Consider the following 12,649-nt stretch of genomic DNA (forward strand, 5'->3'; position numbering starts at 1 on the left):
CTCAGGCGACGTAAACAGAACCAAGACAGTCTACCCCCTTAGCGAGGTCTGCGTTATGCGTGTCTGGGCGCTAGCATCATGTGGTGGGCTCCTAGCCCTAGCGGCCTGTAGTGCCGAACAGTCAAACTCTCCTACACCGGGTACCGCCTCTTCCGAGGGCGATGATACCCCCCAGGTCGATGCCCCCTCTAAGTCAGTATCCCCCGGCACCGTAGTACGCTCCGGGGTGCGTCCTCGAACCGGGTTAACCGAGACCAAGCGACCGCAGCTGTCGTTGGCACAGTCGGCACCCCGGGGAGGTAGCTCCACCAGTCCATCGTCATCCCAGAGCAACCAACTGCGTCAACGACTGCAACAACTGCAACAGCGACGCAGCGCTAGTCTGCCGTCGAGCCAGGCTCTCGTTACCACACCGGTACGCTCAGCCCAGGCTTCTCCCACGCCGCAGCGCCCCCAAGCCCAGATTTTTCCGAGTAGTTCTGCTGGGCAGCCGGAGCCAGTGGCGATCGCAAGGTCTAGCCCGACGCCAATCCCCTCCCCAGGACTGGGCAAACCAGCCCGATCGGGGCAGACGACTCCCCTGACCGCAACGGTTCGCCCCGCCCCAACGGCTCCAGAGGGTTTAGATCGTCCCTTGGGTGCGGCGAGCGCCCTAGGTTCAGTCGCATCAGCGACGGTGGATCGCAGCTTTCCCATTGCGCCGGTTCGCCACCAGGGCCGTAGTGCTCGTATCCATAGCCAGCGCGTTGTGCTAAACACGCCGCCAACTCTTACGGCTACTGCCAGACTCCACGGCGACGCCTTAGCGATCCCTCTAGAGCAGGCTGAGATTGCGATCGCACCGACACAACCTGAGGTAGATACCGCCGCCGAGGGCCCATCATCTAGCGCAGAATTAGTTCTAGACCAGGCCCCTCAAGCGGCCTCGCCATCCCAGACAACCCACCAGAGCAGTGGCAGCATTGCCTTGACGTTGACTCGCTCCGGCGCATCCGAGGCCGTCGTCCCGGCCGCTAGATTCCACCAGGAGCAGGGAGGGAACCTCGTGTCTTCGGCTGAGTCCCTTGGGCTAGTACCCAATCCCCCGACCGCTCTATCGGCCCATTCGCCGACGGGTGGCGCGATCGATCGCGCCACCCCCACCGCTGGGGCGACAACCCAGCCCGAGAGTTTGCCCTTCGCCACGGCAGCCCCCCAGCTCAGCCCGCAACGGCCTGACTCGGTTGCTGCCGTGGGCATCGCCCTATCGACAGATTCCTCAGCAACCAGGCATTTGACTCAAGTAAGCCCAGCGGCGGTGCAGCTCACTCTACCGGTCACCGCAGATCCCAAGGGCTTACCCGCCAGCCACTGCCTAGCCGTCAGCGAACTCCCCATGGCCCCAGAGGGTAACAATTCCCGAGTTAAGGCCAGCCAGCCTGACGCCTACCCTGATCAGCCCGATCGCGATCAGTCAGCTGCATCGCACTGCTCGGCTACGGCCATTTCTGCGGTAGAGTTTTTGCCGACTCCTGAACTAGACTGATGCTGCTGGGCAGAGGGGTTGCCACCATGGCAGCTCCCCTAGTTCTCTAGAACCTCTTCCCCCTGGTTATGGGCAATCGTCACCCAGCCTACGCCTAGGCTCCTAGGCCCTGATCTGGGTCTAGCCGTCACCGATCGCTCTAGACTGGAGGCAGTGAGGTCAGGCTGTAGCAGGAGTTGCCAAACCTATGGAGCTGCATTACATCAAACAGGGGGCGGGCTTTCCCATCCTGTGTTTGCATGGCCATCCTGGGTCGGCTAAGACTATGGGAGTATTTGTCGAAGGGCTCAGCGATCGCTACTGGACGCTGGCTCCCGATCTGAGGGGCTATGGCCGCAGCCGCACGCGATCGCCCTTTGCCCTCGAAGACAGCCTGCCCGATCTGATTGAACTGCTCGATGGCGAGGGCATTGAACGCTGCCTAGTACTGGGCTGGTCTCTCGGCGGCATTCTGGCCCTAGAGTTGGCGCTGCGCTATCCCCAGCGAGTGGTGGGCCTGGTGTTAATCGCCACCGCTGCGCGACCCGTGGGCAACCATCCCCCGCCGACCTGGCTCGAACTCATTAACACCGGCCTGGGGTCAATTTTGAATCTGTTAGCTCCGGGCAACCCGCTAGTGACCCAGGGGCTGGGGCCGCGATCGCTCTACCGTTACCTACTCAGGCAGCACACACCGTTGGCCTACCAGCATCTGGCCAAGGAAGGATTTTGGGCTTACCTGGGCACCTCACCCCTGGCCCATCGGGCGCTCAACCGTGCCCTGGCCCGCCGCTACAATCGTTTACCCGATCTGAACACAATTGCGGTGCCCTGTCTGGTGCTCTGTGGGGCAGAGGATAGGCATATAACCGCCCAGGCCAGCCTGGAAACCGCTGCTCACCTGCCCCAATGCCACAGTCACTGTTACCCCAACACCGCTCACCTGCTGCCCTGGGAGATTCCCCATCAAATGCTGGCAGATATTCATCACTGGCTGGCCAACCATGGCCAGGTGCTGGGGCTTAGCAACTCAGATGCCATTCCTTAAGCCGCGATCCGACTAGGGCCGACCATCAGGGTATCCCACTCATCGGTGATGGTGAGCTGATCGGGGTCACTGCACAGGCTTACTAAGGTCTGAATATTCTGGGCCCCTTCCTGCTCTAAATCTTCGATGTAGCCGCCCTTGGCAGTAGTGGCCTCAATTTCGCTATCAAAGGGGCCAAAATAATAGGTACAGGCTGGCTGGCTGGTTTTGATCTCAACCCACCAGGCCTTGCTCTGGCCCCGCAAATTGTCTAACAAGCGACTCAAAAAGTTATTCATAACACCGTCCTACCTGCCTTTTGATGTCTTCAAATCTTGTTGCTTAAAAAGCGTAAAAAGCGATCGCTCTGGGCAACTAGGCTTCTATCCCATCTTGGGAGAATAATTGCCCCTGTTTGTTTATACTGTTTTGCTTTTGATTTTGCAAAGAGGAAATTTGCTGCTGCATCATCCACTGATTACGATAGATCTCATAGAGCGCCATGCCTGTAGCTACCGATGCATTTAAACTAGGCACTGTGCCCCGCAGCGGAATTGATACCAATGTGTCGCAGCTCTGCTGCACTGTCAGGCTGAGACCGCTGCCCTCAGCTCCCACCACAATTACCGTCGGGCGATCGAAGGTGGTGCGATGCACGGGCTGGCTGGCTGCCGAGGCGAGACCGTAGATCCAAAAGCCTTTTTCTTTCAGTGTCTCCAGGGCTCGCCTGAGGTTGACCACTCGCGCTACCGGCAATCGCTCCAGGGCCCCTGCTGCCACCTTAGCTACCGTTGCCGTCACCCCCACCGCCCGTCGCTGGGGAATGACCATGCCCTGGGCTCCAAGCGCCTCAGCAGTACGCAGAATTGCCCCCAAGTTGTGGGGATCGGTAATGCCGTCAGCCGCAATGATGACCGGTATTTTGGTGGCCTCAAGAGCCGTCTCAATCATCTCGTCAAGATCATGGTAGGCATGGGCAGCGGCCTGGGCGGCAATACCCTGGTGATTGGCTCCAGCGGTGATTTGATTGAGTCGCTTGGTGTCGACTTCGTCGATGACTGCACCGCTAGCCTTGGCCTCATCGATCAGCGACAAAAACCGAGGATCGTAGCGAATACGGTCATTGACCCATACCCGATTTAAGGGGCGCTGGGCCTGGAGTGCCGCCTCTACCGCATGGCGACCATAAATCAGATCGGTTTCATCTTGAACGTCATCGCCCTCACCCAGGGCTGGGTCGCCCCCACTAAACTTAGACGATAGCCCAGAGGTCGTCCGGGACCGAAACGAATCACCGCCCTCGCGGGATCGTTCTCCTTGAGGCCGCGACTTACCCCCCTCATAGCGGGGCTTGCTGTCACTGTAGCGAGGTCGCTCGTCCTTGGTGCGGGGCCTACCATCCCCAGAGCGAGATTTATCCTCTTTATAGCGGGGCTTACCGCCGTCGTAGCGAGGTTTGCCGTCACTGCGACGGGGCTTATCATCTCTGTAGATAGGCTTACCGTCACCGGGCTTGGCGTCTTTATAGCGCGGTTTGTCGTCACCATAGCGGGGTTTGTCAGCCCGAGGACGAGGCTTACCGCCGTCATAGCGAGGTTTGCCCCCCTGGTATCCTTCAGATTGCTTACGAGGCTCTGACCCAGAAGACCGATTGGGGTTGCGAGAAGGCTTGGGGGAGGACATGGCCGCACCTGATACAGATTAACAACCAACAATTCAAGAGAATTCCCAGGCTAGCACGCTGCCTCCATCTCCGAGCATGCTAATTGTTGCATGGCCCAGGACTGGGAGACGAAAATGCCAGCGTCTCCATCCTAAAGCAGCCAAAATCCAGCGGTCAGTCGCGGTCGGTGACAGCATCCATCGCCCTTAGTCATCTGAGGCGGATGACCCCACTCATAGGGCTCTAGCCTCAGTCAACCGCTCCTCAAAGCCAAAAACTAAAGACGAAGCAGAGATCCGAAAAGAAGATTAAATTTCAGGCATCTGATACCACGATAACCACATCCTCGGAATAATCCTTCACAATGGAAAATGACAGACCCATACCGGAGTGATGCTGATGCCTCACATAGCCAACGGTACGAAGCTTGATTGTCCGGTTCATTTGGTGTTGTCGTACATTGGCAGCAAGTGGGCTATTCTCATTTTGCAGGAGCTATTTCAGGGCAACCGCCGCACCAATGAGTTTCTGTCGGCCCTGCCTGGTATCAGCACCAAAACTCTCACCGCCCGCCTGCGAGAGCTTGAAAGCTATGGACTGGTCAATCGCACAGTCTTCCCTGAGGTACCGCCTCGGGTTGAGTACTCGCTAACCCCCAAGGGCCGTGAGGTGCAGCCCATTATGGCGGCACTCAATCAGGTCGGAGAGCACTGGTTGGAACACAGTCCCAGCCAGCCTACAGCCAGGCTTTAGGCATCTGGCGATCGCTAGTCGTTGCTCCAGGTTTCGTGGGGCAGCAGATCGCCAATGCGATCGCTCAGACAGTAGTCGTTTTCCTCTAGCTCGGCCTCCATAAAGGGCCATTCTCGAGCGGCGATATAGCCGCATAGGGCACAGATGGGCTGACATCGATCTAAGGTGCCGCGCTCGACAAGGTATTTGGCCTCATGGCGCAGGGCCTCAAGGGTATAGTGACGAGCGATCGCTGGATTAGCTGTCTGGGTTGTCATGGCCGCAGCCCTCCAAGCCTGGATGGCACTAAGGATATTCAATGACCACCCCTATAGTGCAGCCCGAGGAGCTAGGTTCAAAGCAGTTGATGCGTATCCTTACCTTTGTTTACCCATCGCAATATTTGTAGTGCGATATACAGTTTTAGTGGTTTTCCAAGGGATGATTTGGTTATATTTTTACTCGCGCTTCTATGCTGGTCATTCTGGCAACAGAATTATAGCGGTCGGCCAAAGGTCTGTACCCAGTAGGGTCGGCTGGCGGCTACCGCATGCCCAATGCCCAGTTCTGTAAACGCCGGGTTGAGAATATTTTGGCGATGGCCGGGGCTATTCATCCAGGCGGTCATGACGGCAGTGGCCGTAGGCTGGCCAAAGGCCACATTTTCGCCAATGGTCGACCAATCGTACTGGGTAGCGTCAATGCGCGATCGCATCGTTGACCCGTTAGACCCGGCGTGGCTGAGGCGGCCACTAGTGGCCATGTCCTGGGCGTGGCCTTGGGCTGCGGTTGTAAGTTGCTCGTTGAGCACCAAGGGCGGCAGGTTGACGCGCTGGCGCTCGGCATTGACCAACCTGAGCAGTTCTTCTGCCAGCGGGATGTCAGTCTGAGTCATGGGCGCTGGGGCGGCTTGGCCTACCGCGATCGGCGTGCTCACCACCGACCCAACGGTGACCGTGGCGAGGGCAACCAGGGCAATGCCTGGCCCAGCCCACAAAGCGCGATGTCTACAGGGCATGGCAATTCTCCAGATAAATGGACTGTCGTGCTGTAGTAGAGCGCCCTACTGACCATGACGAGTCTGTAAAATGACCGGTTCCGCCACTCCTGAACCAGGTCACCCAGCCCTAAGCCAAACGCGGGTTCTGGGCCATTAACCGCTGGACATCTTCAGCGTGGTACGAGCTGCGGGTCAGTGGCGACGATACCACCTGCAAAAATCCCTTGGCCTCGCCTGCCTGGCGCCAGGCTGTAAACTGCGCTGGGGTGACAAACTCCGCCACGGGCAGATGTTTAGGGCTCGGCGACAGATATTGACCCAGGGTCAAAATATCGCAGTCGACGGCTCGCAGATCGTCCATCACCTGCTGCACTTCGATGTCAGTTTCACCCAGGCCCACCATCAGGCCCGACTTGGTGTAGACCCAGGGGGCCAGCTCTCGGCTGCGGCGCAGTAGCTCTAGGGAGCGGGCATAGTCGCCCTGGGGGCGCACCCGGCGATAGAGGCGCGGCACCGTCTCTGTATTGTGGTTGAGTACATGGGGGCGCGCCGCCAAAATGGTCGCCAGCGCTTCCCAGTTGCCGCACAGATCGGGAATCAGCACTTCGATGGTAGTCGCTGGCATTACCTGCCGCACGGCCTCAAGGCAGGCCACAAACTGGCTGGCACCGCCATCGGCCAGGTCATCGCGGTTCACGGCGGTAATCACGACATGCTTGAGCCGCATCCGCCGCACCGACTCTGCTAGCCGTAGGGGTTCGGTGGGGTCAAGGGCGACAGGCTTTTTTTCAAAGTCGATGTCGCAGTAGGGGCAGGCACGGGTACAGGCCGGGCCCATGATCAAAAATGTGGCCGTCCCCGCCTGGAAGCATTCGCCAATATTGGGGCACGAGGCCTCTTCACACACGGTATTGAGGCCCAGGTCTTGCAAAATTGCCTTAACCTCTCCCACCCGTTCCCACTGGGGAGCTTTTACCCGTAACCAGTCTGGTTTTACTGCCAAAGTCTTTAAAGTCCCGCCATGTTAACTGCGCTTCAATCATATCAACCCCGGCCTGACTTGCCCTGCATGAGCGATTTGGGGCGCGATCGCAAGAAGATCGCAGTATGCTGGAGGTAGGCAACGCTAGAGCAACCCCTACCGCCGCTGTCGATGGATGCGCCATCTCCTTTAAAACGCTGCCTTATGGTGCTGTGCTATGCCGCCGCAGGGTTGCTAGCCGCTGGGGCCTGGCATGACCAGGTGAGCGATCGCTGGCGGTTTGAGCAGGCCTTTGAGCCCGTGCGCCTGGCTCGACTGTCGTCTCGCTTGAGCCAGGCCCCCGAGACCTTGATGACCGCCAATGTTGAAGTCGTGATCAGCCTCAGCCGCCGCCGTTTAATCCTCTATCAAAACGGCGCGGTCAAAGATGAATACCCTGTCTCCATTGGCCAGGATGACTGGCAAACTCCAGCCGGTGAGTTCGCCGTGCAGGACATGCGCACCGACCCGGTCTGGCAGCACCCAATTACCAAAGAAGCCGTTAGCCCCGGCTCCAGCAATCCCCTCGGGTCTCGTTGGATAGGCTTTTTGGTACAGGGTCAGTACCACATCGGTATCCATGGCACCAACCAAGAAACCCTAATTGGGGAAGCGGTTTCCCACGGCTGTGTACGCATGCTCAATCAAGATATTCAAACGCTCTATAGCCACCTCAATGTTGGCACCCCTATCAAGGTAGTGCCCTAATCGACTGGCCCAGGCGCAATTAGATCGGGCTAGGAGGCATGCGATCGCCCCTTTGCCCAACCGCTAACCCTACACAGCTACCGAAACCTCTTTCCCCACGGCAGTCCCATCCAGGTTATGCCAGGGTTTACCATCCAGCGCCATTTGTTCGATTAAACTGGCCAACCGCAGCGCCTTAAGCGCCTGTTCTCCACCTACCGAGGGCTTCTCGCCGCCGCGCACGCAGTTGATGAAATGCTCTAGCTCAGCATGCAGAGGTTCAATATTGCTGGTATAAACCTTCTCGATCAGCCCATCTTGACGATAGAGCACCTGGCCATAATCGGTGGAGCAGTCGGCGGTTGTTTGTCGATGGATCAAAATCTCGTTGTTGAGAAAATCGGCGTCGGTCAGGGAGTTTTTGCAGTGGGCGGTAATGCTGCGGATTTTGCGGTGGGTCACTTTGCTGGAGGTCAGGGTCGCCACAATGCCGTTGCTAAAGCCCAGGGTGGCGGTGACGTAGTCTAGATAGCCCGAGTTAGAGGCGCGGCTGCCGCTGGCGGTCAGCGTCGCCACGGTAGAACCCGCCAGTTCTAACAGCAGGTCAATGTCGTGAATCATCAGATCCAGCACCACCGACACATCGTTAGCGCGCTGGGAGTAGGGGCTCATGCGACGAGCCTCTAAAGCCAACAGTTCCTCGGTCTTCAGCACCTTATGCAGCTCTTGAAAGGCGGGGTTAAACCGCTCAATATGACCCACTTGCAAAATACAGTTGGTCTCGGCGGCGGCATTGACCAGCGACTCAGCCTCGGCAATGCTGGCGGCAATGGGTTTTTCAATCAGCACGTGAACGCCGGCATGGAGACAGGCCATCCCCACCGAGTGATGGAGGCGAGTCGGCACGGCAATACAGACCGCATCGACATGCTTGAGCAGTTCTTGATAGTCTTCAAAAAAACGCACCCGATACTTACCCGCCGTATCGAGGCCGCGCTCAACATTGACATCAGAGACGCCAACTAAATCCACATCCTTAAAACGGCTCAAAACACGGGTGTGATGTTGGCCCATGTTGCCCACACCAATAACGCCAACACGAACGGGATCGGGCAAATTTCGAGATAGGTGCATTTCTAAGGCAGATGACAACATTGAATCTTGCACGCCTGTCCTTCCTTAATTGAGACGAAGATACGCCGACAGCTAACACGTTGCGAACGTCAGAGTGAGTGAGGAACTAAGACGGCCAGGTAAAATTACTCAGATAGTATCACAATGCTTCACTCTGTAAAGAATAGAGACATTACCTTAAGGAAAATGGCGACCAATTTTCTCGGCGCCCTTAGAGTAACTGTTTTTTGAGAATTATTTTTACTAGCTTTACCATACCGATTGCCGCCGCTAGTGCTCATCAGTCTGTGGCAGTTCATCAGCTGTCTTAGCCAGACTGAGCGAACCTTCTCAAGCATCGGTCGGGTGAGGCGGGGATGGCGATCGCGGCGCTAAGGGTGACGGCGGAACGTTTATTTGCCGCACCAAAATATCTTCTAGGCGGGGGCCATCCGTCGATAGAATCACCCATTCGCGATCGGCAAACATCAACCGCTCACCCGCGTGGGGAATTTTCTGCATTTGATAGATTAAAAACCCGCCAAGGGTCTGGTAGTCATCGGCATAGGGCAGATCGAGATTGAGCAACTCGTTGACTTCTTCGAGATCGGTGTGGGCTTTAATGCGGTATGACAACTCATCGACAACCTGGACTAGATCGTCGTCATGGTCATCGGGTTCATGGATTTTGCCGATAATTTCAGTCGTCAGATCGCGCAGGGTTAGTAGCCCGCCGGTGCCGCCAAATTCATCGACCACGATCACCAATTCTTGACCAGTGCGCTGCATGGTGGCCAGTAGCTCGTGTAGGGGCGTGTATTCAGGCACAAAGCGAGCAGGCTTAACCCAGGGAGCAATGGGGGTTTCGAGGGTGATCTGCTGGCGCGCTAGGGGCTGTAAAAACTGCTTGAGTTCTACCATGCCTTGAATGTCATCCAGGGAGTCGCCCATCACGGGATAGCGCGAGTGCTCGGTGTCAACCACGACTTCGAGCAGTTCTCTAAAGTTGGCGGCCAGGGCAATGGCGCTGATCTGAGTACGCGGTACCATCACTTCGCCAGCGGTAACCTCTCGAAACTCAAACACATTGTTGAGCAACGCCCGTTCCTCAGCCTCTAAACCAGGGGTTTCGGCGGTGGTGCGAATAATCAGCTGAAGTTCTTCGGGCGTGAGCCGGCTATAGCTCACCTGATTGCTGTACTGGATATTAGCCAGCCGCAGCAGCAGTCGGGTCGATTGGTTGAGTACCCAAATGAAAGGGTTAAACAGGCGGGCGATGGTCAAGCTGGGGGGGCCGAGGAAGCGAGCCACCTGCTCTGGGTAGAGCATGGCCACTGACTTAGGGCATAGTTCGCCCAAGACAATTTGCAGGTAAGCCACTAGAAAGAAGGCGAGCGGAATGGCGAGCGCATGGGCTAGCGCTTCACTTTGGGCCGTTGTCAGCGGAGTTTGGGTAATCCAAAACGCCAGGGGTATGGCAATGGTGCCTTCGCCCACCCAGCCTAGGGCCAAGCTAGATAGGGTGATGCCAAATTGAGTAGTCGAGAGCAGGCGGTCGAGGCTGCGCTGGAGTTGCTGAACGGTTTTGGCCTGCACATCTCCTTGAGACACCAGTTGGCTGATACGCGATCGCCGCACCGAAACCATCGAAAACTCAGCTGCCACAAAAAAGGCATTGATGCCGATCAGCACCACCACGGCCAACAGCCGAGAGACAATGGCGGCGGCGGGTAGGGCGTCGGGAATAACAACAGTGGATAGCGAAGGAAACACACACATAGCCCAGCGCCTAAGAGCTACTGGCCACCGCTAGTCCGAGACTTCACCTGCTGCAAAACATCGGCCTCATTGACCAAGATCACATTGCCTTGCCCAGGGCTGCCAGACCCACCAGCGGGGGTACCGCTGGTGGGTCTGGTTTCGGGCTGGCGCACGCCGGTCAGCGCTTGCCGACCCAGGGTAAACCCCCAGGAAGCACTAACGACTCCCGAACCAATCATGAGCGAGAGCAAAATCAACGTAAATGCTACGGCAGGGTTCATGGCAGGGGCAAAAGATAACTGGGAGAAAACCTAAACCTATCGCAGACGGCATCACCACAGCCGACTTTGATACACAGCAATTATAAATTTAAGCGTTGAATAACGTTTAAAGCCTGCCCGAGATTTCAGGTCTTGCAGTAAAATGTATTGTCCCCATATGGGATAGCACCAGGGTTGGCCGAGCGGATTAGGCAGCGAACTCATAATTCGCCCCAGGCAGGTTCAACTCCTGCACCCTGGATTATGACTACCACTAACCGGTGCAAGCGTTGAACCCGTTGATGAAGTTGCCACGGTTTAGAAGGACTCAAAGATAAACTCTGAGCCAACGTAGGGAGTCTGGTCACTGGGCATGGTTAGCAGGGTTGTTGTGTAAGGGTTCACCAAATCGGGAACCCGGATAGTGGGATCAGCAGTAGTTTGCAGCAGCAAAATATCTCTTACCGCTGCAGAGGTGCCGTTGCCATCCCACTCCAGCTCACGCTCGGGGAAGCCAAATCCAATAATGCGGTTAAATTGGCGGGTGATGGTGCGATTTTCAAAATAATCGCCAGAGTAGGTGCTGGTTAAATCATCTAGGGCGTCAGGAATGGTTTGAACCGTGGCCTCTTGGGCCTGCCCGGACGGTGCTGCAAGGGCAAGCGCCGTCAGCAGTGACAGCGTCAGGCCAGAAATATGATTTAATTGAATGCCCATGGCCAAGACTCCTCAACTCGTTGGATTGGTGCGGTTCTAGCATCGCGATCGCCATCAGTCCAAGTGTACCCGAGAACCCATAGCTCCCTTAGGCTACACAAAACTTAATTGAACTGATCACCTAGTGCATGTCATTTATAGCGCGATCGCACAAAACCGGAGCATTTTTAAGGAATTTACTTTCGATGGACGAGCTTTTAATCGATCTGCCCATGGCATCACTGTTGACTCTAGACCTGGCTGCGCTGCGATCGCCACTCCTCGATTTGTTTTGTCAGGGTGCCTACCAAGAAGGAGACTTTGTCCTCACCTCTGGGCAGCGCAGCACCTACTACACCAACGGTAAGTTAATCACCCTGCATCCTCAGGGAGCCCTGATGGTAGGTCGCTTACTGCTCGATTTAGTCTCACCCGAAACCGTAGCGGTAGCGGGGCTGACCCTGGGGGCCGACCCGCTGGTCACCGCCGTCAGCCTGGTAGGGGCCTACCAAGATCGCACGCTATTCCCGCTGATTATTCGCAAAGAGGCTAAGGGGCACGGAACCCGCGCTTATATTGAAGGGCTCACCCTGCCTCCGGGCAGTGTCGTCACGGTGCTAGAAGATGTGGTAACAACGGGGCAGTCTGCCCTCCAAGCCGTCGATCGCCTCCAGGCCGCAGGCTATCGAGTCAACCAGGTTTTAACTCTAGTCGATCGCCAGCAGGGCGGAGCGGAGCTCTATCAAAGCCACAACCTGCCGTTTAAAGCTCTGTTTGACATCCAGGATATTCAAGCCCACTGGGCTACCCTCAACCCCGCCTAATGTCTTCTCACCTGCGTCCCGATATTGGCTTTGTGCCCACCCCCGCCGATGCCAGGGTCGCCATGCTCAAGCTGGCGGATCTCAGCCCCACCGATGTGGCCTATGACCTGGGATGTGGCGATCTAAATCCTGTTTTGCTAACCCCCGATTCTGTCGGGGCGAATGCCATTCGCCCCGACAGGTGGGCCTCTACAGGATCGGGGGTATACGGTTTGGATTTGGTACCAGACCAGGCTGTACCGATCGCAACCTGGCAAGGGGGCTAGTACTCTGAGGCGGAAATAACCCGGCTGTTTACTCGCGCGGAAACCCTTATGAGGCCTGGGGTTCCCGTTCTGCCTCTGCCTTCTTACTGCTGCCT

Annotated in this window: 15 protein-coding genes and 1 tRNA gene; 7 read left to right on the plus strand and 9 right to left on the minus strand. The window is 56.9% G+C overall.

Translation table 11 applies throughout. The features are described from left to right. The first annotated feature begins 55 nt into the window (after window positions 1-55). Window positions 56-1,525: a hypothetical protein gene (locus tag IQ254_RS03360; RefSeq protein WP_193964358.1), complete on the plus strand. Its 1,470-nt coding sequence runs from the start codon at window positions 56-58 to the stop codon at window positions 1,523-1,525. 187 nt (window positions 1,526-1,712) lie between these two features. Further along, the gene (locus IQ254_RS03365) at window positions 1,713-2,552 is read left to right on the plus strand and encodes an alpha/beta fold hydrolase (RefSeq protein WP_193964360.1); all 840 of its coding nucleotides are present in this window, start codon (window positions 1,713-1,715) and stop codon (window positions 2,550-2,552) included. Here IQ254_RS03365 and IQ254_RS03370 read toward each other — a convergent pair. Both IQ254_RS03370 and rlmB read right to left on the minus strand, forming a co-directional pair. Further along, the gene (locus tag IQ254_RS03370; RefSeq protein WP_193964362.1) at window positions 2,549-2,830 is read right to left on the minus strand and encodes a DUF1816 domain-containing protein; all 282 of its coding nucleotides are present in this window, start codon (window positions 2,828-2,830) and stop codon (window positions 2,549-2,551) included. The genes IQ254_RS03365 and IQ254_RS03370 overlap by 4 nt on opposite strands. Before the next feature lie 76 nt (window positions 2,831-2,906). Next, window positions 2,907-4,214: a 23S rRNA (guanosine(2251)-2'-O)-methyltransferase RlmB gene (rlmB, locus tag IQ254_RS03375; RefSeq protein WP_193964364.1), complete on the minus strand. Its 1,308-nt coding sequence runs from the start codon at window positions 4,212-4,214 to the stop codon at window positions 2,907-2,909. Between the two features lie 379 nt (window positions 4,215-4,593). Here rlmB and IQ254_RS03380 point away from each other — a divergent pair, with 379 nt between their 5' ends. Beyond that, window positions 4,594-4,947, plus strand: a complete 354-nt coding sequence (locus tag IQ254_RS03380) for a helix-turn-helix domain-containing protein (RefSeq protein ID WP_193964366.1) — start codon at window positions 4,594-4,596, stop codon at window positions 4,945-4,947. A gap of 14 nt (window positions 4,948-4,961) precedes the next feature. On the opposite strand, the gene IQ254_RS03385 is transcribed toward IQ254_RS03380, so the two are convergent. From IQ254_RS03385 to lipA, 3 genes are all read right to left on the minus strand, one after another. Continuing rightward, window positions 4,962-5,204, minus strand: coding sequence for a DUF4327 family protein (locus IQ254_RS03385; RefSeq protein ID WP_193964368.1), 243 nt, complete (start codon window positions 5,202-5,204; stop codon window positions 4,962-4,964). Between the two features lie 218 nt (window positions 5,205-5,422). Then, complete coding sequence (locus tag IQ254_RS03390; protein WP_193964370.1) at window positions 5,423-5,944, minus strand: CAP domain-containing protein; 522 nt, start codon at window positions 5,942-5,944, stop codon at window positions 5,423-5,425. Window positions 5,945-6,053: 109 nt separating this feature from the next. Continuing rightward, window positions 6,054-6,929 (minus strand): lipoyl synthase, encoded by an 876-nt coding sequence (gene lipA / locus IQ254_RS03395; RefSeq protein ID WP_193964373.1) that lies wholly within the window; start codon window positions 6,927-6,929, stop codon window positions 6,054-6,056. Between the two features lie 183 nt (window positions 6,930-7,112). Between lipA and IQ254_RS03400 the strand changes: the two genes are divergently transcribed. After that, entirely contained in the window at window positions 7,113-7,655 is a 543-nt protein-coding gene (locus IQ254_RS03400; RefSeq protein WP_228040067.1) for a L,D-transpeptidase, read from the plus strand. Between the two features lie 69 nt (window positions 7,656-7,724). On the opposite strand, the gene IQ254_RS03405 is transcribed toward IQ254_RS03400, so the two are convergent. From IQ254_RS03405 to IQ254_RS03415, 3 genes are all read right to left on the minus strand, one after another. After that, window positions 7,725-8,768 carry a Gfo/Idh/MocA family protein gene (locus IQ254_RS03405; protein WP_193964377.1) on the minus strand — a complete coding sequence of 348 codons (1,044 nt, stop codon included), beginning with the start codon at window positions 8,766-8,768 and terminating at the stop codon, window positions 7,725-7,727. 330 nt (window positions 8,769-9,098) lie between these two features. Further along, entirely contained in the window at window positions 9,099-10,526 is a 1,428-nt protein-coding gene (locus IQ254_RS03410; RefSeq protein ID WP_193964379.1) for a hemolysin family protein, read from the minus strand. 17 nt (window positions 10,527-10,543) lie between these two features. Continuing rightward, the gene (locus tag IQ254_RS03415; RefSeq protein WP_193964381.1) at window positions 10,544-10,789 is read right to left on the minus strand and encodes a hypothetical protein; all 246 of its coding nucleotides are present in this window, start codon (window positions 10,787-10,789) and stop codon (window positions 10,544-10,546) included. 168 nt (window positions 10,790-10,957) lie between these two features. Between IQ254_RS03415 and IQ254_RS03420 the strand changes: the two genes are divergently transcribed. Then, window positions 10,958-11,030: transfer RNA gene (locus tag IQ254_RS03420), tRNA-Ile, on the plus strand. Between the two features lie 56 nt (window positions 11,031-11,086). On the opposite strand, the gene IQ254_RS03425 is transcribed toward IQ254_RS03420, so the two are convergent. Further along, window positions 11,087-11,485, minus strand: coding sequence for a hypothetical protein (locus IQ254_RS03425; protein WP_193964383.1), 399 nt, complete (start codon window positions 11,483-11,485; stop codon window positions 11,087-11,089). A 185-nt stretch (window positions 11,486-11,670) separates the two neighbouring features. Here IQ254_RS03425 and pyrE point away from each other — a divergent pair, with 185 nt between their 5' ends. Together pyrE and IQ254_RS03435 are read left to right on the plus strand one after the other, a co-directional pair. Continuing rightward, window positions 11,671-12,288 carry an orotate phosphoribosyltransferase gene (gene pyrE / locus IQ254_RS03430; RefSeq protein WP_193964385.1) on the plus strand — a complete coding sequence of 206 codons (618 nt, stop codon included), beginning with the start codon at window positions 11,671-11,673 and terminating at the stop codon, window positions 12,286-12,288. Beyond that, window positions 12,288-12,554 carry a hypothetical protein gene (locus tag IQ254_RS03435; protein ID WP_193964388.1) on the plus strand — a complete coding sequence of 89 codons (267 nt, stop codon included), beginning with the start codon at window positions 12,288-12,290 and terminating at the stop codon, window positions 12,552-12,554. The genes pyrE and IQ254_RS03435 overlap by 1 nt, the downstream gene beginning before the upstream one ends. The last annotated feature ends 95 nt before the right edge of the window (window positions 12,555-12,649 follow it).

The organism is Nodosilinea sp. LEGE 07088, from assembly GCF_015207395.1.
Lineage (GTDB): Bacteria > Cyanobacteriota > Cyanobacteriia > Phormidesmidales > Phormidesmidaceae > Nodosilinea.

What these genes read in the sequence shown, in the direction of transcription:
- IQ254_RS03360 (WP_193964358.1), top strand. Translation starts at nt 56, where the DNA reads ATGCGTGTCTGGGCGCTAGCATCATGTGGTGGGCTCCTAGCCCTAGCG.
- IQ254_RS03365 (WP_193964360.1), top strand. Translation starts at nt 1,713, where the DNA reads ATGGAGCTGCATTACATCAAACAGGGGGCGGGCTTTCCCATCCTGTGT.
- IQ254_RS03370 (WP_193964362.1), bottom strand. Translation starts at nt 2,830, where the DNA reads ATGAATAACTTTTTGAGTCGCTTGTTAGACAATTTGCGGGGCCAGAGC.
- rlmB (WP_193964364.1), bottom strand. Translation starts at nt 4,214, where the DNA reads ATGTCCTCCCCCAAGCCTTCTCGCAACCCCAATCGGTCTTCTGGGTCA.
- IQ254_RS03380 (WP_193964366.1), top strand. Translation starts at nt 4,594, where the DNA reads ATGCCTCACATAGCCAACGGTACGAAGCTTGATTGTCCGGTTCATTTG.
- IQ254_RS03385 (WP_193964368.1), bottom strand. Translation starts at nt 5,204, where the DNA reads ATGACAACCCAGACAGCTAATCCAGCGATCGCTCGTCACTATACCCTT.
- IQ254_RS03390 (WP_193964370.1), bottom strand. Translation starts at nt 5,944, where the DNA reads ATGCCCTGTAGACATCGCGCTTTGTGGGCTGGGCCAGGCATTGCCCTG.
- IQ254_RS03400 (WP_228040067.1), top strand. Translation starts at nt 7,113, where the DNA reads ATGGTGCTGTGCTATGCCGCCGCAGGGTTGCTAGCCGCTGGGGCCTGG.
- IQ254_RS03405 (WP_193964377.1), bottom strand. Translation starts at nt 8,768, where the DNA reads ATGCACCTATCTCGAAATTTGCCCGATCCCGTTCGTGTTGGCGTTATT.
- IQ254_RS03410 (WP_193964379.1), bottom strand. Translation starts at nt 10,526, where the DNA reads ATGTGTGTGTTTCCTTCGCTATCCACTGTTGTTATTCCCGACGCCCTA.
- IQ254_RS03415 (WP_193964381.1), bottom strand. Translation starts at nt 10,789, where the DNA reads ATGAACCCTGCCGTAGCATTTACGTTGATTTTGCTCTCGCTCATGATT.
- IQ254_RS03425 (WP_193964383.1), bottom strand. Translation starts at nt 11,485, where the DNA reads ATGGGCATTCAATTAAATCATATTTCTGGCCTGACGCTGTCACTGCTG.
- pyrE (WP_193964385.1), top strand. Translation starts at nt 11,671, where the DNA reads ATGGACGAGCTTTTAATCGATCTGCCCATGGCATCACTGTTGACTCTA.
- IQ254_RS03435 (WP_193964388.1), top strand. Translation starts at nt 12,288, where the DNA reads ATGTCTTCTCACCTGCGTCCCGATATTGGCTTTGTGCCCACCCCCGCC.